The sequence below is a fragment of the Nannocystis pusilla genome (assembly GCF_020073745.1).
Classification (GTDB): Bacteria; Myxococcota_A; Polyangia; order Nannocystales; family Nannocystaceae; genus Nannocystis; species Nannocystis radixulma.
In genome coordinates this window covers 73,654-95,589 of sequence record NZ_JAIRAU010000005.1, presented here as the reverse complement: position 1 = coordinate 95,589, position 21,936 = coordinate 73,654, and the positions used below count along the sequence as shown (strand labels likewise).

The following is a 21,936-nucleotide window of genomic DNA, read 5'->3' as shown; positions in this document are numbered from 1 at the left end:
AAGATGGGTCCGAGACAAGCCGAGCTCGGACCGGTCGGTTCGCACAGGCAGCCGCAGCGCGCGAGCCCCCCGCACGGACGATCAGCGGCTCGGCTGGCGGGCGCAGACCTTCGCGCGCGAGGCAGGCGAGCGGTTCGGCGGGTCGGAGAACGGTACCTCGCAGCGCAGGGCGAGAATCGTCGCTTGGTGCGCCTCGGCGAGCGCGCGTGCCGAGGCGAGCAGCCCAGGGCGCGCCGCTGAGCCGCGAGGTCGAGCCGCGCCAAGCTGCGCCCGGCGAGCCAGTCGGGCATGCTCGCCGAGGCGCGCTCGCCGAGGCGTGACGCACCCGGTATGCTCGCGCGGTGGATGTCACTGCCGAGGCAGAGACGCTGGCCCGATTCGCCGCCGATCCGCGGGCCTGGTCGTCGTGGCTCGCGCGGCTCGAGCGGGCCGTCGACGACGGCGAGCTCGAGCTCCTCGCGGAGCTCGTCGAGCTGCTCACGCGCCAGCGATCCACGTACCTCGATGTCACGCTGCAAGCCCTCGTCCTCGTGCGCGGCGACGCGACGGTCGTGCGTGCGATCGAGGCGCTGCGCCGACACGAGAAGCTCGGGCCGCCCGCGGGCAGCGGCCGGCAGCATCACGACGCCGGCGCGCGGGCCCTCGCCGGAGCGCTGGCGACGCGTCACGGACCGGCGGCGCTCGTCCGCGCGATCGAGGCGCTCGGCGTGCCCGACGACCTGATGTCGCTGCTGGCCTGCTGGGCGCACGAATTAGTGATCCGCGGGGCCGCGCTCGCCGGACCGGAGATCGACGTCCTCCTCAAGACACTGGCGGCTCACGATCACCCGCTCGCGTCGTTACCGATGCACCGGCTCGCGCTCGAGGTCGGGAGCGAGACCGCGGCGGCGACCTACCGCGTCGGCGGCCTCGGCTGCTGGGGCTGGTCGGCGCCGACCGGCCCGACGATCGCGCCGGCGGCGACGCTCCCCGAAATTGTCGCCGTCGGCGAGCCAGCCGACGGGCGGCGGATCGCCAGCGTGTTCACCAGCCACTGCGAGGTGTCCAACGGCCGCGTCAAGGCGCGGATGTTCCGCTTCGATCGCGCGGTGCAGGGGCCGTGTCCGGCGCTGCTGCGATCGCTGCCGCTCGGCGTCCTCGCCGGCGCGACGCGGGTCGACGTCCGGGCGCTGTCCGTCGCGCAGTTCTTCGCGTTGCTGCTCGCGTTCGGCGCCAACGGCGGCGACTACAACACCGGCATCAGCGGCGCGTACGGCCGCCTGCACGCGTGGCGCTCGCTCGGCGGGCTGGTCGACGCGCCCGCGGACGCGCCGCTGGAGGCGATCGAGGCCGAGGCCCGCGCCGTCGAGCGGGCCGGCGGCTTCGCGCACTTCACCAGCGACTCGCCGTGGTTCAATCACGTGATCACCGACCTCGGCCTGGTGGCCGTCCGCGCCGACGGTCGATCGATCGCCGTGCTCGCCGGCACCGACACCGACTGATTGTCACGCGATCAGGGGCGGTCCGGTGCATGTGGCGTTCGGGGCCGACCGGCTCATCGTCGTCATCTGCCCTCGGCCGCGGCGCACGGAGCCGCAGGACATGCGGCGCGGCTTCGACATGCTGGCGCAGGTGGTCAAGCAGGTGATGGGCAGCGACCCGTCGCATCGCGCTCGGCGAGTAGGCCGGCATCGCTTAACTGAACCACACGGCGTCCACGAGACGCAATCTAATGGACGCTTACAAATGTAGAGAGCAGGCGAGAGCCGGCGATGTCGTCCCCAACGACCCATGTCCGGGGCCTCACCAAGGCGCCGCGTGCCAGGCACCACCGGCCTCCCACTGACCGCGACTGTACCAGCGGATATCGGTGCAGTCGGGGAGCGTCGCCAGCCAGGAGTGGAGCTCGCCCCAGGCGCCTCGCAGCAACCAGCGACCCCTGGGATGCACGCGCTCGAGGACGAGCAGCTCCGACGACCAAGTACACGCCAGCGTCGCACGATCGGCGTCGCCCGCGAGCTCGGACACGGGCAGGGCGACCCCGCGCACCTGGAGGAGGTCGACGAGGCGGGCGAGGATATCGCGTGCTCCGGACGGCGACGTCAGCTCGAAGCTGACATGGTCGCGCCGGAGGGCGGCGATGTGCGGGGGCATCGAGTCACAAACGGCGGCCTCGCCGAACAGGGCGAGCTGCTCGAGGATCGCCGGGTCATCGCCCGCATAGCGGATGCAGTTGAACTCTGCGCAGCTGATCGCCGACAGCATCCGCTCGAGCTCCTCGGGCGTAGTCGGCTGGCGGCGGACGTAGCAGTGACTTTCTGCCGCAGCGAACAGGTCCGGGGCCTCCGTGTCGGGCACACCGCAAAGCGTGCAGCAGTCAAGCGAGCGCAGCCCTCCAGACGTGTGAGCGCGGCCGTGGCCCGCCGTTCCTGCAGCGATCTCACGTGGTCGGATCGGCGCGGTACATTCGGCCCAGAGGGATGCGAGCGAGCAGCAAGACCCGACGCCAGCGTTGCAGGTGGTTCTCGTCCGCGTGGCCGGGGCTGAAATTATCCCGGATAGTAATATCGTCGTGTCCGCGTCGATGGCCCCCTGATTACTCGACACCGAGCACCGCGCCGTCAGCGTCACGGACAACGGGGCCAACGAGCGGGTCGAGGTCACGGTCGCGGACTCCGCTACCATCACCCTCCAGCTCGCAAAGCTTCAGTGCTCCCGACAGCAGTCGCTGGCGTAGTGCCGACCAGCGGCGCCATCGACTTCTTGAGGCTCACCGTCAACGCGACCATCGCTGGCCGCCCTCTGTCACGATTTGTCTCGGTGGGTACCTGGCCACCTTGGATATCGATCGCGCGGCCCGTGTGCCTGCGAGCTGCCGGGTGCTCAGCCCGCGGCGGCAGGTTGCTGCTCGTCTCGCGTCGCGCGCTCGTGGGCTCGGGGGTCGAGCGCGCGGCCGTCGGGCAAGGCCCTGAAGTCCTCGAGGGAGAGCTGCTCGACGAGCGGTCCCGGGACCATGCCGTCCAGCGGGTCGTCGCTCGCGGGCACGAGGCGGCGGAACGGCGGCACGACATACCAGTCGTGCAGCGTGAACGAGTGATAGGGCTCGCTGGTCGGCCGGCCCGGGCCGGACGGCGTCTGATGGATCTCCGGCGACAGCGAGCCGACCACGTGCAGCGCGCGGCCGCGGGTGAGCCCCAGGAAGGTCTCGGGTTGGAGCGCGTCGAGCTCGGCGAGCGCCTGCTCGTTCGAGGCGGGGTCCCAGGCGATCGTCACCGATTTGCCGTCGACGTGGAGGGCGGTGGTGAGGCCGGTCGTCTCCATGTGGATCAGCGGATAGCTGCGCGGTTCACCCCGGGGCGTGGGGGCCGCGTCGCAGGCCGTAGCGAGCAACCACACGCACACGGCCGTCGTTCGCGGTCGGCGAGGCCACATGGAGCGACCCTATGCGAGCGCGCGGCCCCCGTCAATCGCCCTCGAGCTGGCCGCGATGCTGATGGCCTCCAGCCGGGACCTGGACCCTCGACTGCTCGGGCGCTTCTCACAGCGATACCCGAGGCGCGGAACGAGGCGCGGCTTGTCCCGCAGCGCGCGCATATTGCCCTTGCCGTGGCCAGGGCGGATCCTTCGACCCATGCCGAGCCGCGAGCCTCGCATCTCACTCTGTTCCCTCTTCATCGCGGTGATCGCGTGCGGCCCGGAGAGCCCGGGGCAGACCGCGACCACCGACGCGTCCGGCGCGACCACCACGACCTCGGTCCCGAGCACTGGCTCTGCGACCACCACCTCGCCGACCACCGGCACCGATGCCACGACCACCACCACGAGCTCCGCGTCCAGCGACGCCGGTCCGGCCACCACCACGGGCTCCGCGGACACTCAGGGCTTCGTGATGAAGCCCGACCTGCCACCGCCGGTCGCCTGCGACCCGTGGAACGACACCTGCCCTCGGGGACAGAAGTGCAAGCCCAACGACAGGGACGGCTGGGAGGCCGTGTGCGCCGACATCGACGAAGACCCCGCCGGCGTCGGCGAGGCGTGTGAAAGCGACGAGCTCGCGCTCTTCGACGATTGCCCCGACGGCACCATGTGCTTCGGCTTTCTGCAGGGCCAGGACAGCCTGCGCTGCACACCTCTGTGCGAGGGCACGCCCGAAGCGTCGTCCTGCGCCGATGTCTGCAGCGGGTGCATGAAGTATGGAAACAAGCTCTTCGGCGTGTGCCCGGCCCGTTGCAATCCGCTCGCCGACGACTGCCCTGCAGGTTTGGGCTGCACCACGTACGTCTTCGAGCCGCGGTTCTTCTGCTCATCTTTCGTGCGAGGTGCCCCGGGAGCCGGCGCGCCTTGCGTGGGTCCGTCCGACTGCGAGTCCGGCACGGCCTGCCTCCCGGCGAACATGCTCCCGTCCTGCGCCGGCGAGAGTTGCTGCGCTCCCGTCTGCGACCTGAGCCAACCCGACCCGTGCGACGCGGCCTACCCGGGCACCGTCTGCGCCGCGTGGCCCACCGTGAACCCGGACTTCCACGCCGAGTGTCTCCCGCCCGACCTGGGCCTCTGCATGGCCGCGCCCTGAGCAGATCCGAGGTCCTCGTTCACCGCCGGACCGGCAACTGGCCGACCACCTTCGTCACGCCCGACCCGGTCGGAGCCTACGCCGTCACCGACGCGCAGCGCGACGAGCTCGACAGCCTCATGCACTGCGTCCGCCAGCCGGCCGCGAGGTGCTCGTGCGCGGCCCGAGCTTCCGCGCCATCGATCTCGCGCTCCAGATGTGCATCAAGCCCGGCCGCATCCTCAGCACGGTGCGCGACGCCGTGCTCCACCGCCGCCGCTGCGACGCCCGTGCGCCGGCGCGCCGGAGACTGTGAGCTGCGGCGATTGACCAGCGGCGCGGCCGTGTGTGAAGTTGATCGGCGATGCCGTGGCGCCCGGAGACGCGTGCGATCTTCGTCCTCGTCGCGTGTGCTGCGTGCATGCGGCGACCGGCGCCGGAGCCCCCGCCGGTCCTGCCCGTCGATGAGCCGATGTGCGCGGCGAGCCTCGAGCTCGCGCACGCCTGCACCGGCGCGCGAGCCGATCTCGTCATGTGCTCCGTGTTCACGGCCTCCGCCGTGACCTCCGAGATCACCAACAACACCGACAGCGACCTCGTGTTCGCCACGGGCATGATGATCGTCGATGGGCGCGGCGAGGAGCTCCTCCCCGCGGTCCTCGGCCCCGAGGTCCGGGTGCGCGCCCAGTCCACCAATCGGCCGTGGCAGATCGCCATGCCGCGGCTGCCGGACGGGTACGTTCAGGTCGAGGTCATGGTCCTCGGGACGAGCGCCGATGGCGGACACGAGCGGTTCACCAGCAGCGAGGGCCAGCTCCGCGTGCGCGACGGGCAGATCGAGGTCCTCGATTTCCCCGCGTGGTACGAAGCGACCAACTCCATGAACGTATCTGTGGTCCTGCCCGGGCAACCGGACCCGGTGCCCGAGGGTCCGACCCCGGGCGAGCGGCTGTACGAGCAGTTGCGGGCGCAGACCCAGGGCCGACGCCGGCTTTCAGCCGGGTGACGGATCCGTTCGGCTCGGGCAAGATGGTCGCATGGCTCTCCCGTCGCGCATGATTTGGGTGTTCGTGGCGCTCGCCATCGCGTGCGGCGACGATGTCGGGGACCAGACCGGCACAGGCTCGACGAGCGGTGCGACGTCGGAGGTGACGGACCCGACCGAGCCGACGAGCGGAGGGGCCGGCGATGTCTGCGAAGATCCGTCGGACGTGGGGATCGGGCCCGTGGTCGCGGTGCATCTGCGCAATGACGGCGACGCGAACATCTTCGTCGAGGCGCTGAGCGGATGCCCTGGCGCGACACCGTACGATCTCCGCGATGCGAACGACGCGGTGGTGCAATCCAAGTCCGACGTCTGCCCGGCGTCGTGCCGGAACGTCCTCGAGAACGGCGGGTGCGAGTGCTCGAACGTGGGTGTCTGTCCGGTCTCCGTGGTTCGCATCGCGCCCGGCGGGGTGTACGACAGCGCGTGGTCCGGGGCCGTGCACGGGACGGCGATGCTGCCGGCCACGTGCCTCCCCGACGGGTGCGAGGCCACGTCCTGCCAGATCGAGGAGCAGGCGCCTGCCGGGACCTACACGCTCGCCAGTCGGTATAGCAAGTCCATCCCGTGCAGCCCCGATTTGTGTTCGTGCGAGGCGTCGAGCGAGGGGTGGTGCATCATCGCCGAAACAAACGGGCTTCGCCTCGGACCGACCGAACCGCCGGTCGAGGTCACGTTCTCCTATCCCGACACGACCGATGTGACGCTCGTGCTCGAGTGACCCGCGCCCAGCCGCCGGGGGCGCAGCGATCTGCCTGGCTTCGATGCGGGCCTCCTCGCCGATCCCCGACGCGGATCGCCGCTCCGTGGGCCGCGTCTTGTGCTACCGATCCCCGCATGCCGCACCCTCGCGAGGAGTCCCCATGAACCCGCTCGACCGTCCCGCTCGCCTTGGCTTCGAGCTCACCGAGGACCAGGAGCTCACGCTGCGCACAGCGCGGCAGTTCGCGCGCGAGCGGCTGCTGCCGGGCGCCGCGGAGCGTGACCGTACGGGGGAGTTTCCGCTCGCCTTCATCCCCGAGCTCGCGGCTCTCGGGCTGCTGGCGATGAAGGTCCCGGTCGCGGACGGCGGCTCGGGCCTCGACAACGTCGGCTACTTGCTCGCGATGGCCGCGATCGCCGGCGGGTGTGCGTCGACCGCGGTGATCCTCGCCTCCTCGAATCTGGCCACCTGGATCCTGGGACAGCACGGCTCGCCGGCGCAGAAGGACCGCTGGCTGCGGCCGTACGCGGACGGGCAGCTCGGACCGGCGAGCTTCGCCCTGTCCGAGCCGCACTGCGGCTCCGACGCCGCGGCCTTGCGCACCACCGCGGTCCTCGACCGCGACGACTACGTGCTCGACGGCAGCAAGATGTGGATCACCAGCGGCGCGCACGCCGGTCTTCACATTGTCTTCGCGCGCACCGGGCCCGACGTCGGCGCGCGCGGGATCTCCTGCTTCCTCGTCGAGCGCGGCACGCCCGGGCTCGCCGTCGGCCGCGACGAGGACAAGATGGGTCAGCGCGCCAGCGGCACCGTCGCCCTGCACTTCGACGGCTGCCGGGTCCCTGTCTCGCAGCGGATCGGCCGCGAGGGCGCCGGCTACAAGATCGCCCTGTCCGCGCTCGGCGGCGGGCGCGTCGGAATCGCCGGCCTTTGCCTCGGGCTCGCCGAGGAGGCGTTCGCCGAGGGGGCCGCCTACGCCCGCGAGCGCCGGGCCTTCAGCGAGCGCGTCCTCGACTTTCAGAACACGCGCTTCGTGCTCGCCGACACCCGCACCGAGCTCGACGCCGCCTGGCTGCTCGCCTTGCGGGCCGCGCGGCTGCTCGACCGCGACGGCCACGCGCCCGCCGAGACGAGCATGGCCAAGCTGTTCGCCAGCGAGGTCTGCGGCCGCACGGTCGACCGCATGTTGCAGCTCCACGGCGGCTACGGTTACTCGCGCGAGTACCGGATCGAGCGGCTGTACCGCGACGCTCGCGTGGCGCGGATCTACGAGGGCAGCTCGGAGATCCAGCGGCTCGTGATCGGCCGCGAGATCGCCGGCACGCTCGACGACGAGGGGCCCTGATCGCGACGGCTCGTCCCGCGATTTGAGCTGCCTTCGCCGCGCCGGTCGCCGGCACCCGCGGCGACGCACTACCCACAATCGTTGATGATCGTCGGGCCGCCGGGCGGCGCCGCGGCGATCTGCGCGACGCGACCCGCTGGCGAGGGGCGGGCGCCTGCGTGCCGTGCGTGCGGTCTGGCTGGCACCTGCCAAAGCCGCCTGACCGGCTGGACCCCACGCGCCCCTCGCAGGTCGAGGCGCTCGCACGCGCGTTGCAGGGCGCCCTCGCGGTGGGCCCGGACGCCGCGGCAGGCCGCCCTCGGGTCTACGGCGGAGCGTCCGGCCCTGCCGTGACAGCCAGGAGCCAGCCTGCGCGCAGAACCGTGGGAACGCTTCGAGCGCGAACGGCGCGGCGGTCCTGTCATCCCCGCTGCAGACGCAGCTGTCGTCGCGGCTGTCGGCCGACTGCGCCGACGTGCCCACGCTCGCAACGGCCCTGGCGTGGCGGGGCGGCGGCGCGGCCGGAGCCCCCACCTCTCCCACGGGCGCTGGCGGAGCCTCACGCACCAGACCTTCGCCCGGGGCCTCGACGCGCTCCACCCTCACCACGCGCCCTCATCCGCCGCATCCACGACGGGCTTACGCATTCTGTCCTCGGCGATCATCGCCTCGCGCACGAGCATCTGGTGCGTCGGCGTCGGTCGCACGGCGGACAGCAACACCCGTCCAGATCCGCCACGACCCGGCTTCTCCATCGGCGCCAGGGACCACGCCCCTCCGAACAGCGCCGCAGCCGTCACCATCACGATCGCCGCCTCACGGCGCCAACCAGGCGCTGGCACAGACACGGGCACCGGCGCATCCCGCAGTTCTGAGCGGCTCGGCGGCACCGCGCGCGGCTCATCGAGCGGCGAGGTGGCGATCAAGGGTTCGAAGATCAAGCTCAACCGAGAGGCAGGGGCAGTGAGCGCGAACCCGGGCAAGCCGCGTCCTCTTTCGTCCCGATGCTCGTGCCGAGTTGGCGCGCGGCGGAGCGCTCCGCCGCTTGGCACGCCCGTCAGAACCCGCTAGCTTCACGATATGCCGCTTCACCGACCGTTCCGCAGCCAGGGCACGAGCTTCTTGCTCGTGCCTGCGAGCGCGGTGGCAGCGGACGCGCCCCGCCTCGCGGTCCGCGGCCCGCGAGCGGCGGCTCTGCTCGCGCCACTGTTCGCTGACGCGTTCGACGCGAGGACGCTGCGCCTCCTCGCCGCGGAGTTCGCGTCCGTGGCGTCGCCGCGAGGCGATAGCGAGGTGCTCGCGCGGCTCGTCGCCGCCATCGACTCCGGTCGGCTCGTCCTGGTCCGTGTCGACCCCCCGCGGCAGTGGGGTTATTCCGCGGCTCGGCGCGCAGAGCGACCGGAGAACGATGACGACGATCGCCCGCTGGAGCCGTCCGTCGACGCGACCCACTGGATCGAGATCCGCCTCGTCGACGACGAGGATGCGGTGATCCCCGGTCAGCGCTATCTCGTCACCGACCCCGGCGGGCACCAGCATCGCGGCTACACCGATTCGCTCGGCTCGGCGAGAATTACACGTCTGCCGCCCGGCGTCTGTCGTGTGTCCTTTCCGGACCTCGACGGCAGCGTCTGCGAGCTGATGGCGAGCCCGGGCCCGCGTGACGCCGCCGCGCCCGAATGACAGTCTGACCTCGAGCGTTCAGTGATGCTCACCCACAAGATCAAGCCAGGAGAGTGCATCCGCTCCATCGCCGAGCGAACGTGGCTCCCCTTCGATATGATCTGGAACGACCCGGGCAACGCCGCCCTGCGAGAGGCCGGACGCGATCCCAACGTCCTCGCGTCCGGAGACGACGTCTCGCTGCCGCAGCCGGATCCGCGCACCTTCGAGGTCGGGACCGACGGCGCGCATTGTTTCCGCGTGACGCGCCCCGAAGGCGATGTTTCGGCTGCGGCTCCAGCCCAACGGCAAACCTCTGGCCGGCGCGCGCTACGAACTCATGGCAGGCGGCCAGACGCACGCGGGCTCGGCGGACGACGAGGGACGCCTCGAGGTCGCGCTCCCGGCCGACGTCACGCGGGCGACGCTGGTGGTCCCGGAGCGCGGCGAGAAGGACGAGTTCACGCTGGGGCACCTCGAACCTGCGAACCACTGGCGAGGCGCCGCCCAGCGCCTGCGAAGCCTCGGCCTGTACGGCGCCGAGCCCTCGGCGCCGGACGAGGGCTTCCACCGGGCCCTGCGCCGCTTTCAGGCGTTGCGCCGCCTCGAGGTGACGGGCGCGCTAGACGGGCCGACGAGCGCCGCCCTGCAGGAGGCTCACGGGTGCTGACGCGAGCTCAGGAAGAGAAGGTCCAGCGCGGCCCGACCTCGAGCGTATTGAAGGTGTCACGCGCGCGGTCCGAGCGAGCGGCCGCGAAGGTCCCGATGAGCCCGGGTTCCGTGAGCTCGGGCTCGTGCGAATCTTCGCTCGGATCTGGGTCTTTCGGCTCCGGCATCCCTGCCACTATTTCCCGTCTTGGCAATCGACGCAAGCGATCAATCCCGCGCACGAAGCACCAGGAGGTCACGCATGCATGATTTCAACGCTCGAACCCCCCTTCTCCTCGCGCTCCTGACCGTGAGTGGGTGCGTGCAACGCTCGGACGCGGGATCGACCGGCGAGGCGAAGTCCGGCACCGCCGGGCCGACGGGCCCCGCTGAGACGCGACTCGTGCTCGATGTTCCGTCCGGGCTCGCTATCGCCGTCGACGGCGAGCCGCGGGGCAACACCTCGCCGGAGCCGCTCGTCGTCTCGTCCGGCAAGCACACGGTCGAGGTCGACAGCCCGTGCGGGAAGGCGAGCGCCACGGTCGAGGCCGCGGCCGGCGCGCTCACCACCGTGAGCGCGCAGGAGTTCGCGGGACTGAAGGTCGCGCAGCTGACCGTAATCGCCAGGACGCCCGAGCGGAAGCCCGCGAACCAGACCGTATTCCTCGGAGACTGGGAGGTGCCGGGCGCGGCCGCCGAGCCGACCGCGATCCCGGCGTGCAAGCTGCGCCTGCGGGTCGTCCCTCCCGAGGGCCTTGGGGGTTTCGTGGAGGACATCGAGTTCGAGGCTGGCAAGTCGTACGTACGCGAGCTGTCCCTGGCGCCCGGGCCCGACATGGTGCGGATCGCCGGCGGCCACTTCCGCATCGGGCCGCCGGGGCCCGATCACTACAACCCGAACTTTCAAACAGAGGTCGGAAACCTCGAGCACATTGAGGGGTGGCCGGAGATCAAGACCTACGAGGTGGACGTCGAGACCTTTGACATCGACCGCACCGAGGTCACGGCGGAACAGTACCACGCGTGCTACAAGGCCGGATTCTGCGGTAACGAACCCGTGCTCTCGGGGAGCACTCGGTTGCCGAGCAAAGCTTATCGCCATCTGTGCAACCTCGAGTTCTCTCAAGGCCTGCACACGCCGAAGCCGGGTCGTGAGAATCACCCAGCGAATTGCGTTGCGGGCTGGGAGGCGAAGAAATACTGCGATTGGGTCGGGAAACGCCTCCCGACCGCCGTCGAGTGGGAATTTGCGGCCAGGAGCCGAAACCCCGAGTACGCCTGCTCGTGGGGCGGCCGGCTCGATCGCAAGCTGGTCTGTGACCGCTTCGGGTTCTTCCAGGGGAGGGACACGAAGAGCGTCTGTAGCTTCCCGGACGACAATACAGAGCAGGGGCTGTGCGACATGATGAGCAACGTCGGCGAGCTCGCCACCCACGTGGGCGTGTCCGGACGGGACGACGAGAGCGATTGCCCAGACAACGTAGTGATTCGCGGGTCGGGGTGGGACGACGCCTGGTTTCCGCCGTTTTTGCCTCGGGGCTGCGAGAAGAGAAGCCAGTCCTACGAGCGCGGGTTCCGCTGCGCGCGCGCCGTCAACGCCGTCCCGCCGCAGGGCTAAGGTGACGGGGGGAGACGACCATGCCGCCGAAGAGGGTCATCTATCGCAACCCGGTGCCGGGGACCGTCATGAAACGGCCCTTGCCGTGCATCGACCTCGACCCGACGACGCTGGACCCGGACAAGCTCCTCGGCAGCACCTGCCGCAACAAGTACCGCGCGATCCAGACGAAGGGGGTCAAATTCACGTGCCCCAACAAGGGGGGCAACGGGTGCGAGGGTGGAGCCTTCCTCTATCCGCGCAAGCTCAGCGACAAGTACTTTCATTTCCATCAGGGCATCGACCTCGGGTGGCTCGAGCCGGGGGTCAAGAGCCTCCCGGAGAAGGAAGGCGCGGCGGGCATGCCGATCGTGTCCGTCACCAGCGGGCTCGTCACATACCGGCAGGAGTGGGACGACAAGTCCAGCGGCTACGGGACCTCCGTGGCGATCTACGACCGAGCGGGCCAGCGCCTGTTCTGGTACGCGCATTGCGAGAAGGGGTCCGTCACGGTCAAGCCGGGCGACGAGGTCGTCGAGGGGCAAATCATTGCCAGGGTCGGGAACACCGGGAAGGCAGGAGCGCCTCACCTCCACTTCGAGGTCATTGATTCGCCGCGGGACCCCAAGACCGGGGACCCCAAGTACACCAGAGTCATCGGCGGGGAGTCCTGGGAGCGCGAGCTCGGGAGCAAGAAGGAGAGCCCGAGGCTCGATCCCCTCGAAGTGCTCGAGCAACTCGGCCCCTGGGGGCCCCGGCAAGTCTTCGAGCCCCTGGGCGAGCAGCTGGACTCAGAGGTCACCGAGCGTCGTCACCACCAGGTCGAGGTCGAGTCCTACGGCGGCTACTTCCCGTTGGGAGCGAACAACTTCTGGCACGGCGGGATGCATCTGCCGGCCGCCGAGGGCAGCCTGATCCACGCCCCGTGCGACGGCACGATCGTCGCCGTCCGGCTCGCGCCGACTGAGGCGTCGGGCTCCTGGATCTTCGGGCACACGAGCTTCATCTTGATCCGCCACGAGGTCCCGCAGTCGGTCTTCGAGCGCATGCAGCAGGGCTCCGACGCGCCGACGCCGGGCCCGGAGCCGACGAAGACCTACAGCGGGAAGATCGGCGTCGGTTACAAGGTCACCGATCCCGCGGCGGTCAACAAGGCCAAGGCGCGGCTGCACGAGCTCGGGCACTACACCCCTGACGATCCCGCCCGGCTGAGCGACGGCAAGGTCGAGGCCGCGCTCGGCGACGCGATCAAGGCGTTTCAGCGGACGATCCCGAACCCCTATAAAAAATACCCGGAGAAGTGGCCGGACGGTGTCATCGACATCCCGGGCCACACGTGGAGCCACCTCTTCCCGCCCGAGGAGGCGAGCGACGCGCCGGCGGAGCCGCAGAAGCCCGCCACCGATCCCAACCGCACGATTTATGTCCTCCTCATGCACCTCCAGCCGCTCACGCTGAAGGAGGCGCTCGCGGCCGATATCAAGTGGATCGAGAAGGTCAAGCTGGCGACCGACGCGCCCACGGAAGCTCCGGTCGAGGAGGAGGCGCCGAAGGAGGACCTGCGCGACCGCGAGGAGGCCGAATCGCACCGGATCAAGCACGACGTGGCGCTCGGGTCGACCGATACGGCCGACATCGAATGGGTCGAGCGGCGCCTGATCACCCTCGGCTTCCTGAAGACGCACAGCGAGCCGACGAGCGTCGCGGATCGCGACCTCGACGCCGCGATCAAGGCGTTTCAGGCCGAGCACCCGTGGCCGACCAAGCCCGCGAACTGCGACGGGATCGTGTCGAGGGGCGGGAAGACCGACAAGTTCCTGCGCAAGACCGCGTTCGAGCTCGCCGCCCAGGATCAGGCTGCGCCGGCAAGCGCCAAGAAGGCCGACGCGATCGACCCGGCGTTCGCGGCCGCGGTGGCGAAACTCGACCGGTTCGGGCTCGCGGAGGTCGTGTCGGGCCTCGACATCCGGGTCACGGGAGGCGAGCCGCTGTGGAAGTCCGGCCGCGCCGCCAGCTTCAACGAGGCCGGCGAGGACGGATTCCGCCAGGAGATCCACTGGGAGGTCTTCTCCGAGGAGCTCCTGCTCTCCGGCTGGGACGTAATCGACGACAAGGACGACGACCTCCACGCCGACCTCCCGGCGACGCTGATGGAGCGAGTCGACCTCGTGCCCGACAAGATCGTGACCGCGCCCGAGATCTTCATGTTCTATCAGAGCGAGGACTGCCGCCCGCTCCGGCGCACCGCGTGCCGATTCCGCAGCGAGTGGAACCTCGACCTCGACCAGACGCTCGCCCGGCTCGACGAGCTACAATTCAACACCATGGGCCTGGCAGAGGCGCTCGAGCCCTATCAATGGTGGGACCGGGCCCGCGATGTGCTGCCCGACGTGAACCACGTCTGGCACTACAACCCGATCGAGTTCTTCCGCGTCTATCAGGAGATCCTCGACAGCATGAAGCCGCCGCCGGCGCCGGAGCCGGGATCCGAACCGCCGGCCAAGCCGCTGGACCCGGCGACGTACGGCAAGCTCATCGTCCACGTCGCCGGCGCCAACGGGATGCCGCCGAAGCAGACCGTGACCGTCGTCGTGTCGAACGAGGAGGGCGTCGGCGACTGGCAGGAGACCGACAAGGGCGGCGTGGCCCGCTTCGACAAGCTCCCGGTCGGCGATTATGAGGTCTACCTGCAGGAGGTCGAGGGGGTCGGACAACCGACCCACGTCGGGGGCTACTGGGACCGAGAGGTCCTGCTCGAGACCCAGCTCGCGGGCCAACCAGAGACGCGCGGCCAGCTCACGGTGTGGGTGCGCAAGGCGAGCGGCGGCGCGGCCGTGGGCGCCGCGGTCACGATCCAGGGGCCAAACCTGGACCGCGAATTCGGGGAGCTCCGGGTCGGCAAGAAGTCGACGGCGGTGTTCGACGATCTGCAGGCCGGCGAATATCACCTGCACATCGTCTACCCGAAGGAGCCGGCCGAAGCGGAGGATCGCGTCGAGATCAACGAGTTCATCAAGTACGACGGCAAGAAGCAGGCGAAGGTGAGGGTCACGGTCCCGCGCCCGTGGAGCGACGTCGTCGTCTATTATGACGACGGAGGCGTGCGCACCGCCGGCGCCTTGTTCAACAAGAAGGGCAAGCTCCAGCACTCATTCACCACCGACGCCTCTGGAAAGACGGCCTTCCGGATCGATCGCGGCGAGTACAAGCTCGTGCTCGGGAGCCGCAAGCTCGACCTCGACGCCCGGCAGCCGACGACGGAGGTGACGATCTGACGGCGACGAGCACGGGCCGCCGACCTGAAGCACGCTCGCGCGCGCGACCGATTGGTGCTTGGCAGCGCGCGGGTTCACTATCGCGCAAAACCTCCAGGCAGGTCTCCGACGAACGCTAGCAGGATGCTGAAAAAGGACGGCGTAACCACACGCCGGAGACCCGACTGAAGGCCTTGCGAGCGATGCGCGATTTCGTACATTGGTCGTATGCGCGGCACCAAGGCCCCTCAGTCCAGCATGATCTGCCTCGTTTCGCCCGAGTCGAGGATCCCCGAGCGGCACCCGCTGCGCGCGGTGAAGAAGCTGGTCGATGCGGCGCTGAAGGACCTCGCGCCGGTGTTCGAAGGCATGTACTCGAACATCGGGCGGCCGCCGGCGGAAGATCACTTGGCGGTTTACCAAGGAGCAAGCCCGAGCGATGTTCAAACTCGACCAGATCCCTACGTCACGGTCGGAGGATTAGGGCGTCCCGTCGCTGTGGGGGGGGTCGTAGATGACGAGGAAGACGAGGTCTTCCGTGCCGGTGTTGGTGACGCGGTGCTGCGCGTGCGCGGGGACCTTGACGAACGTGCCTGGCGCGATGTGCCAGGTCTGCTCGCCGATCTGCACGCTGCAGGTGCCGCTCAGGAAGTAGAACGCGTGGTTGTACGTATGGCTATGCGGCGGGGAGCCGCCGCCCGGGCCGAAACGGGTCACCTGGGCGCTGAAGCGCGAGGTATAGTCGGTCGCCACCAGATCCTGGCTGAGCCAGAACTCCCGGCCGAGCTCGGTCTTGTGCCAGACGATGTCCGCCGGCCTGATCACGTGCGTGGTCGCGGCATTGCTGTCATTCATCGCAGATCTCGGTTCTGCCGCGCTGCGGCGCCCGGTCGTCGCATGCAGCCGAGGCACCGACGACATCGCGGCCTCTTCGATGACGACGAGCCGTGGACTCCAGCCCGCTCGAACCATGGCTCGGGCGCCGGGCTGGTGCAACCGACTCGGCGCACTGCGTGCTCGCGGTCACCGCCGTTCGGCGTGCGAGCGAACGGGTCGCCCGGCCTCCGGGAACCGGGCCCTGCGGCTTCAGCCGGGGGGAGGCGGCGGCGGCGGCTTTTCGAAGCAGACGCCGATCTCGAGGATCATGTAGAGCAGCACCAGCTCCTGCGGGTTCAGGCCCGGGTGGTTGTCGCTCGAGTTTTCGAAGGTGCTGTACATCATCCGGCCGCAGCCGTACTGACCGGTGATCGCCATCGGTCGGATCATCTGCGGGTCGGAGCAGCTCGCGCACGGGCCCTCGACCCACGTGTGGTGGCCGACGTCGACGTCCTTGCCCTCCATGTCCTGGACGATGACCGGCGAGACGACGTCGATGCCCGAGTAGTTGAGCCGCGTCAGGATGCCCGGCAGGTTGTTCAGCGTCGGGTTGCCGCCGCCGATGTCCTTGAGGGCAGGGGGCAGCGCCTGCAGCCAGGCGAGCATGTCGGGGTCGACCACCAGGCCGTTGGAGTTGTAGGCCGGCTGGATGTCCGGCATGCCCGGCGCGTGGAACTCCTGGTAGTCGGGGAACGGCTGTTCGATGTACTCGTTCGAGTGGTCGGTGGCGTACCACTTGCCGCCGGCGGCGACGTAGGCCTTCACGTTCTCACGGCGCGACTCCGGCACCGTCGGCGCGCCCGGCCAGTACTTCGTCGTCGCGCACGGCACGAAGATGATGTGGTACTTGTTCATCTCCGCCAGGTTCTCGAGGAACGCCGGCGTGTCGTCGCTGATGAGCGTGAAGTTCTCGGTCCCGGCGATCAGGGCCCCGTTGGCGGCGACCTGGCCGAGCCCGAACTTGGCCAGCACGTTCTTCACCTTGTCCGGGTCGGTGTCGTACACCGCGATGCGCGGGATCCACATCCCCGCGGCCGGATTCCATTGCCCGGGCAGGTTGACCTGCTCGGGCGGCAGCGCCGTCGCGCCTGGCGCGATCTCGAGATCGACGACGCGCAGGAACTGCCCCTTCTGCACCACCAGCTTCTGGTTCGGGCCCGAGACCACCGGCAACGAGAAGCTCCCGTCGGGCCCCGTGAACGTGCTCGGCGTGTCGCAGGCCAGCTTGACGCACTCGGCGCAGTAGACCCCGTCGACGGGCGGCTCGACCGGATCGCTGGTGACGTAGACCAGCGCGCCGGAGATCGGGAGCTCGAGGTTCGGCGCGAAGACCGTGCCCGTGAGCTCGGCGTCGGGGCTGAAGTTGCACCCGTCGGTGTCGCCGCCGCCGAGGTCCGCGCCGCCGAGGTCGAACTTGGGACCGGTGGGGTTCACGGTCGTGAGCGCGTCGGTGGTCGTGGGCGTGTCGTCGCCGGTGGTGCTCGTCGAAGTCGTCGAGGTGCTCGTCGGGGTGCCCGTCGAGGTGCCTGTCGTGGTGCCCTCCGACAAAGTGCTCGGGAGGGTGGTCATGGTGCCCGGCGAGCTCCCCTGCGTCGCGGTCTGCCCCGAGCCGTCGTCGGAGCAGCCGGCGGCGAGCGCCGAGACCAGCGAGAGCGCCCGCCAGGAGGCGGCGGTAGGCATGCGAAGTCGATCGTCACATCGATGCACGCACCCACGGTACACCCTGCGGCTTCGCGGCGTCCACTGCGTGGCCCGCGGCCCCGGCTCGATCGGGCCGCGGCGCCGCCCGGGGCCCGGCTCGGCCCGAGGTCGACCGGGCGCGAAGACGGTGGGCTCGCCGACGCCGCGGATCGGTGACGCGAAGGCCTCCCGCGCGCGGCGGTCCTTCTGGCGCACGGCGGCCTGCGGTACCCTGGGCCGCATGCAGGGGCACCGTTCCACTCTCCTCGCCGTCTGCCTCGCGCTCGGCGCGTGCGCCGGGGAGCTGCGCGAGCCGGAGACGACGGTGCCGATGCCGACCGCCGTCGCCGCCGCGGCCCCGACCTCCTGCGAGCCGGCCCCCGCCGCCGCGCCCTCCCGTCACGAGCGACGCCGCCGCGAGCGCGGCCCGAGCGACGGCAACTTCGTGTTCTCGCACTTCAGCGCGGGCGTGTTCAGCACGATCATCATCCAGCCGGCGACCTACTTCATCGCCACCCGCGTCGGCGAGACCGGCCACGGCCTCGGCCCGGCGGTCGGCGCCCTCGTGCTCGGCGCCTTCTTGCCGCCGATCCTCAACTACACCGTGCAGTGGGCGGTCGGGCGCGCGGTCGCCCCGGGCCGCGATCGCTTCTGGCCGGGCTTCCTCGTCAACCAGGTCTCGCACCTCGGGATCTTCATCGGCGCGGTCGTCGGCGGCGCCGACTTTCGCAACATCGGCCACGCGACCGCGATCGTGCTCGGCGAGGCGTTCCTCAACAGTGGACTGGCGACGATGACCGCCGAGCTGACTCGCCGGCCGCGCCCCACGCCGGCGACGGCCACGACCGAGGTGATCGTACCTGTCCTGGAGTTCAAGTTCTGATGCAGCGGCTGATCCTGTCCTGTTGCACCGTCGCGTCCCTCCTGGCCGCCCGCGAGGCCGCCGCGGCCTGTCCGGCCGGCGTCACCTGGCCGGCGGCCGACTGGCCCGAGGCGCTCGCCAGCGGCCCGACCGTCGCGGCGACGGACGAGTTCCTGTTCACGCTGACCGGCCGCGACGAGGACCGCGAGGGGCTCCGCACCGACGGCGTCGTCATCGTCCACCGCGGCCGCATCATCTACGAGCGCTACGCCCGCGGCTACGCGCGGCACAACCGCCACCTCTCCTGGTCGGTGTCCAAGAGCTTCCTCAACGCCATGGTCGGCGTCGGCGTCGGCCGCGGCGCCCTCACGGTCGACGACTCGATCTGCGATCATTACGACGCCGACACCGAGCTGTGCGACATCACCGTGGGCGACCTGCTCGACTGGGCCTCCGGGCTCTACTGGAACGAGGGCTACGAGGACGACCCTTATTATTTGTCGTCGGTGATCGCCATGCTGTACGGCGTCGGCTCCGGCGACATGGCGGCGTTCGTCACCGCGCAGGGCCTCGTCGACGCCCCCGGCACGATCTATCGCTACAGCTCCGGCGACTCGGTGCTGCTGTCCGCGGTGCTCGCCGGCGCCCTCGGCCCCGGCCTCGCCGACGACTACCCGTGGGAATTCATCTTCGACCCGATCGGCATGACGAGCGCGATGTTCGAGCGCGACCAGGCCGGCACCTACGTCGGCTCGTCCTACGTCTACGCGACCCCGCGCGACCTGGCGCGCTTCGGCTACCTGTTCCTGCGCGACGGCTGCTGGGACGGCGAGCAGCTCGTCCCCGAGGGCTGGGTCGCCGCCAGCACGCAGCCCAACCCGTCGTTTCAGATGGGCAAGTCCTACGAACATTTCCTGCGCGACGGCGACGCCGTGCCCGGGCGCCACTGGTGGCTCAACCTGCCGGTCCCCGACCTCGCGCACGAGCGCCGGTGGCCCGCCGCGCCCCCGGACACCTTCGCCGGGCTCGGCCACTGGGGTCAGACGATCTTCGTCGTCCCCTCCGCCGACCTCGTCCTCGTGCGCACCGCCGACGACCGCGAATCGGGGGTGTTCGACCAGAACCGCTACCTCGAACTCGCCCTCGCCCTCGCCGCGGAGGACTCGCCGTGACCCGCCGCGCCGTGCCTGTCCTCCTCGCCCTCGCCCTCGCCGCGTGCAACGCCGAGGCCTACGACAACAACGACGCCGAGCTCGCCGTGCGCCAGAAGGCCAAGGAGATGTGCTCCTGCCTGTTCGTGATGGAGCTGACCGAGCAGGAGTGCGCCGCGTGGACCCGCGTCTCCCCGAACGTCGCCAGGGCCACGATCGACCGCCAGAACAAGCGCGTCCACGCGGTCGCGCTCGGCTTCTGGGCCGCCGACGCCCGCTTCGACGGCCGCCACGGCTGCGTCCATGACTGACCGCGGGCGCATGCGCCGAGTCGCGGCCGGGCGGGCAAATGCAAGTACAGGCACCTGCTACGGCGCCGAGTCGGTCGCGCGCAGCAAGACGATGCGGAGCGGCTCGCGACCGCGGTGCTCGACCAGCAGCAGCGCGGCCGGGCCGAGCGCGCCGGTGGCCTCGTCGGGGTAGAAGTTGCCGCTCGACTCGAGCACGGGCTCCAGGCCCGGACGGCGCAGCACGGTGAGCCGTCGCTCGTCGAGCGTGGCGATGAGGCGCTCGCCGAGATGAACGGACTTGCTGATGTCCTTCGGGACAGTTCGCGTGAGCCGGCCGTCGCGCCCGAGCTCGGTGTGATCGGCGCCGCCGATCCGCAAGTAGCCGCCGCCGCGCGGGTCGCGGAGCAGCGCTTGGTCCCTGGCGATCGCCTGCTCGCGCAGCGGCGCGCCGCTGACCGGGTCGATCCAGGCGTAGACGATCGGGCTGTCCCAGGTGAGGCCGGCAGGATCCTCGCCGGGCGTGATGGCGACGCGGTCGGCCGGCAATTCGCGCTGCCACAGGCGCTTGCCGCCGGCGAGCGTCTTGAGCTCGACCCTGGTGGCGCGCGGGGAGCGGCGGCGGACGAGGATGCGATCGCCGTCGAGCTTGCGCGCGTCGGTGCGCACGTGGCCGTCCTCCTCGGGGTACCTGGCCCGCCACTTGAGCTGTCCTGTCGAGCATGTCCAGACGTACATGTCCGCCTCGTCGATCGACCAGCAGGTGTCGCTGGCGGGGTCGCCGTCGATCGGGCGGAAGCGACGCACCGCGTCGCCGAGCTCGGGCCGGCGCCACAGGGTCTTGCCGGCGTCGTCGGCGGCGCTGGCGACGTAATCACGGCCGCCGTCCTGCTCGAGCGCCAGCAGGGTGCGGCCCTTGACCCGGCCGATCAGGCGCGGCGGGGTCCAGCAGACGTTGTCGTGCGGCTCGCCGAGGCTGTGATAGAGGTGGGTGACGCTGCCGCTCATGCGCTCGCCGAACGACTCGCCGGTGTCGCAGCGGAACAGCATCAGGCTGCACTCGCAGGTGGTCGCGCACACCGTGGTGGCCGGCGCCAGCGGAGTGTGCCCGGGCAAGCCGTCGTCGAGGCCCTGGATGATGCCGAGGTGACACTTGTCGTCGCCGCCGTTGAAGCCGCCCGCGGGGTGACGACCGACGAGCGCGCCGGTCTTGCCGTCGACGGCGATCAGGTCGCTCCCGGCGTGCAGGAGCACGCGCTCGCCGACGCTGTAGAGCGTGTGCATGCCGCGGGCCCGCTCCTGGACCCTGGTGCGCCACAGCTCGGCGCCGCCGACGGGGTCGTGGGCGCTCAGGTGGAGGAAGTCGGTGTCGAGCACGACCACGCGATCGGGCAGGGCGGTGACCTCCCAGCCGCGCAGCTCGAGCACGACCTTGGCGCCCGGCTTGGCCTCGAGCGGCGCGAGCGGCGGGGTCTTCGGCGCCTCGGCCGGCGGCGTCGCAGGCGACGGGGCCTCGTCGGGCACGGTTTGCGATTGTAAAATGTCCTCACGGACATGTTCTTCGAGACCTACGGCTGGCACCGGCGCCGCGGGCTGGAGCGGGCGGGTGCACGCGACGCCGAGGGCGACGACGAGCAGGAGACGACGCGGCACCCGGCGATCGTGCCACAGCGGCGTGCGCGTGATCCCGACGAACGTCGGCGCGACGCGAGCCCACACAAACGACAGACGGGTGCTTTCGCCCCGCCGTCTTCTCCAGCCCCGGGACAGTCGTCGACCGGCGCTATCCCGTGTGCTGGCATCATGACGAGGATCCGGCCGGACTGCACCCGTGATCATTCGTCCGGCGTCTCCTTCAGCCACGACTTGACGTGCGGGATACGCGGTACAAGGACGGCGTAGACGGTCGCGACCGCGGCGACGATGTACCAGCCCATGCCGATGGACATACCGATCGCGGCCGCGAACCACACCGACGCGGCCGTGGTCAGATTGGTGATCTTGTCGCCGGCGGCCTTCAGGATCATGCCGGCGCCGAGGAAGCCGACGCCCGACACGACCTGCGCGGCGATGCGGGCCGGGCTGTTCGGGTCGGCCTGCTGCGAGATGAACGTGAACAGACACGCGCCGGCGATCACGAAGCAGTTCGTGCTGATGCCGGCGGGTTTGTTGCGGAGCTCGCGCTCGACGCCGATGATCGTGCCGCAGACCAGGCACACGGCGATGCGGATCAGGAAGTCGAGCTCGTGTCCGATGAGGATGGTGTCCATGCGGCGCGAACTCTACTCCGGCCGGTGTGGATCGATGCTACACCTG

At 70.3% G+C, this 21,936-nt stretch carries 20 protein-coding genes; 13 read left to right on the top strand and 7 right to left on the bottom strand.

Annotated elements, in window-relative coordinates:
* Positions 1 to 341: 341 nt before the first annotated feature.
* Positions 342 to 1,481, top strand: coding sequence for a DUF6183 family protein (locus K7C98_RS08315; protein ID WP_224191044.1), 1,140 nt, complete (start codon positions 342 to 344; stop codon positions 1,479 to 1,481).
* A gap of 301 nt (positions 1,482 to 1,782) precedes the next feature.
* Here K7C98_RS08315 and K7C98_RS08310 read toward each other — a convergent pair whose 3' ends face one another.
* A complete protein-coding gene (locus tag K7C98_RS08310; RefSeq protein ID WP_224191043.1) occupies positions 1,783 to 2,337 on the bottom strand; it encodes a ferredoxin in 555 nt (184 codons plus the stop codon).
* A 525-nt stretch (positions 2,338 to 2,862) separates the two neighbouring features.
* Positions 2,863 to 3,411 (bottom strand): hypothetical protein, encoded by a 549-nt coding sequence (locus tag K7C98_RS08305; protein WP_224191042.1) that lies wholly within the window; start codon positions 3,409 to 3,411, stop codon positions 2,863 to 2,865.
* 199 nt (positions 3,412 to 3,610) lie between these two features.
* Between K7C98_RS08305 and K7C98_RS08300 the strand changes: the two genes are divergently transcribed.
* From K7C98_RS08300 to K7C98_RS08280, 5 genes are all read left to right on the top strand, one after another.
* Positions 3,611 to 4,549 (top strand): hypothetical protein, encoded by a 939-nt coding sequence (locus K7C98_RS08300; protein WP_224191041.1) that lies wholly within the window; start codon positions 3,611 to 3,613, stop codon positions 4,547 to 4,549.
* A 154-nt stretch (positions 4,550 to 4,703) separates the two neighbouring features.
* Positions 4,704 to 4,844, top strand: a complete 141-nt coding sequence (locus K7C98_RS08295) for a hypothetical protein (protein WP_224191040.1) — start codon at positions 4,704 to 4,706, stop codon at positions 4,842 to 4,844.
* A 48-nt stretch (positions 4,845 to 4,892) separates the two neighbouring features.
* Complete coding sequence (locus tag K7C98_RS08290) at positions 4,893 to 5,534, top strand: hypothetical protein (protein ID WP_224191039.1); 642 nt, start codon at positions 4,893 to 4,895, stop codon at positions 5,532 to 5,534.
* 64 nt (positions 5,535 to 5,598) lie between these two features.
* Positions 5,599 to 6,294 carry a hypothetical protein gene (locus tag K7C98_RS08285; protein ID WP_224191038.1) on the top strand — a complete coding sequence of 232 codons (696 nt, stop codon included), beginning with the start codon at positions 5,599 to 5,601 and terminating at the stop codon, positions 6,292 to 6,294.
* Between the two features lie 142 nt (positions 6,295 to 6,436).
* On the top strand, positions 6,437 to 7,624 hold the full coding sequence (locus K7C98_RS08280; RefSeq protein WP_224191037.1) for an acyl-CoA dehydrogenase family protein: 1,188 nt from the start codon (positions 6,437 to 6,439) through the stop codon (positions 7,622 to 7,624).
* Between the two features lie 581 nt (positions 7,625 to 8,205).
* Here K7C98_RS08280 and K7C98_RS08275 read toward each other — a convergent pair.
* Positions 8,206 to 8,544 carry a hypothetical protein gene (locus K7C98_RS08275; protein WP_224191036.1) on the bottom strand — a complete coding sequence of 113 codons (339 nt, stop codon included), beginning with the start codon at positions 8,542 to 8,544 and terminating at the stop codon, positions 8,206 to 8,208.
* 352 nt (positions 8,545 to 8,896) lie between these two features.
* On the opposite strand from K7C98_RS08275, the gene K7C98_RS08270 reads away from it, so the two are divergent.
* From K7C98_RS08270 to K7C98_RS08255, 4 genes are all read left to right on the top strand, one after another.
* Positions 8,897 to 9,286: a carboxypeptidase-like regulatory domain-containing protein gene (locus K7C98_RS08270; RefSeq protein ID WP_224191035.1), complete on the top strand. Its 390-nt coding sequence runs from the start codon at positions 8,897 to 8,899 to the stop codon at positions 9,284 to 9,286.
* A 259-nt stretch (positions 9,287 to 9,545) separates the two neighbouring features.
* Positions 9,546 to 9,935, top strand: a complete 390-nt coding sequence (locus K7C98_RS08265; RefSeq protein WP_224191034.1) for a peptidoglycan-binding domain-containing protein — start codon at positions 9,546 to 9,548, stop codon at positions 9,933 to 9,935.
* A gap of 240 nt (positions 9,936 to 10,175) precedes the next feature.
* Complete coding sequence (locus K7C98_RS08260; RefSeq protein WP_224191033.1) at positions 10,176 to 11,531, top strand: formylglycine-generating enzyme family protein; 1,356 nt, start codon at positions 10,176 to 10,178, stop codon at positions 11,529 to 11,531.
* Positions 11,532 to 11,551: 20 nt separating this feature from the next.
* Positions 11,552 to 14,785 (top strand): peptidoglycan DD-metalloendopeptidase family protein, encoded by a 3,234-nt coding sequence (locus K7C98_RS08255; protein ID WP_224191032.1) that lies wholly within the window; start codon positions 11,552 to 11,554, stop codon positions 14,783 to 14,785.
* 459 nt (positions 14,786 to 15,244) lie between these two features.
* Here K7C98_RS08255 and K7C98_RS08250 read toward each other — a convergent pair whose 3' ends face one another.
* Together K7C98_RS08250 and K7C98_RS08245 are read right to left on the bottom strand one after the other, a co-directional pair.
* Positions 15,245 to 15,619: a cupin domain-containing protein gene (locus tag K7C98_RS08250; RefSeq protein ID WP_224191031.1), complete on the bottom strand. Its 375-nt coding sequence runs from the start codon at positions 15,617 to 15,619 to the stop codon at positions 15,245 to 15,247.
* A 231-nt stretch (positions 15,620 to 15,850) separates the two neighbouring features.
* Positions 15,851 to 17,320, bottom strand: a complete 1,470-nt coding sequence (locus K7C98_RS08245; protein WP_224191030.1) for a hypothetical protein — start codon at positions 17,318 to 17,320, stop codon at positions 15,851 to 15,853.
* A 241-nt stretch (positions 17,321 to 17,561) separates the two neighbouring features.
* Here K7C98_RS08245 and K7C98_RS08240 point away from each other — a divergent pair, with 241 nt between their 5' ends.
* Genes K7C98_RS08240 through K7C98_RS08230 form a run of 3 tightly spaced genes read left to right on the top strand, consistent with a single transcriptional unit; the run spans position 17,562 to position 19,644 of the window.
* The gene (locus K7C98_RS08240) at positions 17,562 to 18,203 is read left to right on the top strand and encodes a hypothetical protein (RefSeq protein WP_224191029.1); all 642 of its coding nucleotides are present in this window, start codon (positions 17,562 to 17,564) and stop codon (positions 18,201 to 18,203) included.
* Complete coding sequence (locus tag K7C98_RS08235; protein WP_224191028.1) at positions 18,203 to 19,354, top strand: serine hydrolase domain-containing protein; 1,152 nt, start codon at positions 18,203 to 18,205, stop codon at positions 19,352 to 19,354. Before K7C98_RS08240 ends, K7C98_RS08235 begins: the two co-directional genes overlap by 1 nt.
* The gene (locus tag K7C98_RS08230; RefSeq protein WP_224191027.1) at positions 19,351 to 19,644 is read left to right on the top strand and encodes a hypothetical protein; all 294 of its coding nucleotides are present in this window, start codon (positions 19,351 to 19,353) and stop codon (positions 19,642 to 19,644) included. Before K7C98_RS08235 ends, K7C98_RS08230 begins: the two co-directional genes overlap by 4 nt.
* 57 nt (positions 19,645 to 19,701) lie before the next feature.
* Here K7C98_RS08230 and K7C98_RS08225 read toward each other — a convergent pair whose 3' ends face one another.
* Together K7C98_RS08225 and K7C98_RS08220 are read right to left on the bottom strand one after the other, a co-directional pair.
* Positions 19,702 to 21,273, bottom strand: a complete 1,572-nt coding sequence (locus K7C98_RS08225) for a PQQ-binding-like beta-propeller repeat protein (RefSeq protein WP_224191026.1) — start codon at positions 21,271 to 21,273, stop codon at positions 19,702 to 19,704.
* A 182-nt stretch (positions 21,274 to 21,455) separates the two neighbouring features.
* Entirely contained in the window at positions 21,456 to 21,890 is a 435-nt protein-coding gene (locus K7C98_RS08220) for an MgtC/SapB family protein (RefSeq protein WP_224191025.1), read from the bottom strand.
* Positions 21,891 to 21,936: the final 46 nt, after the last annotated feature.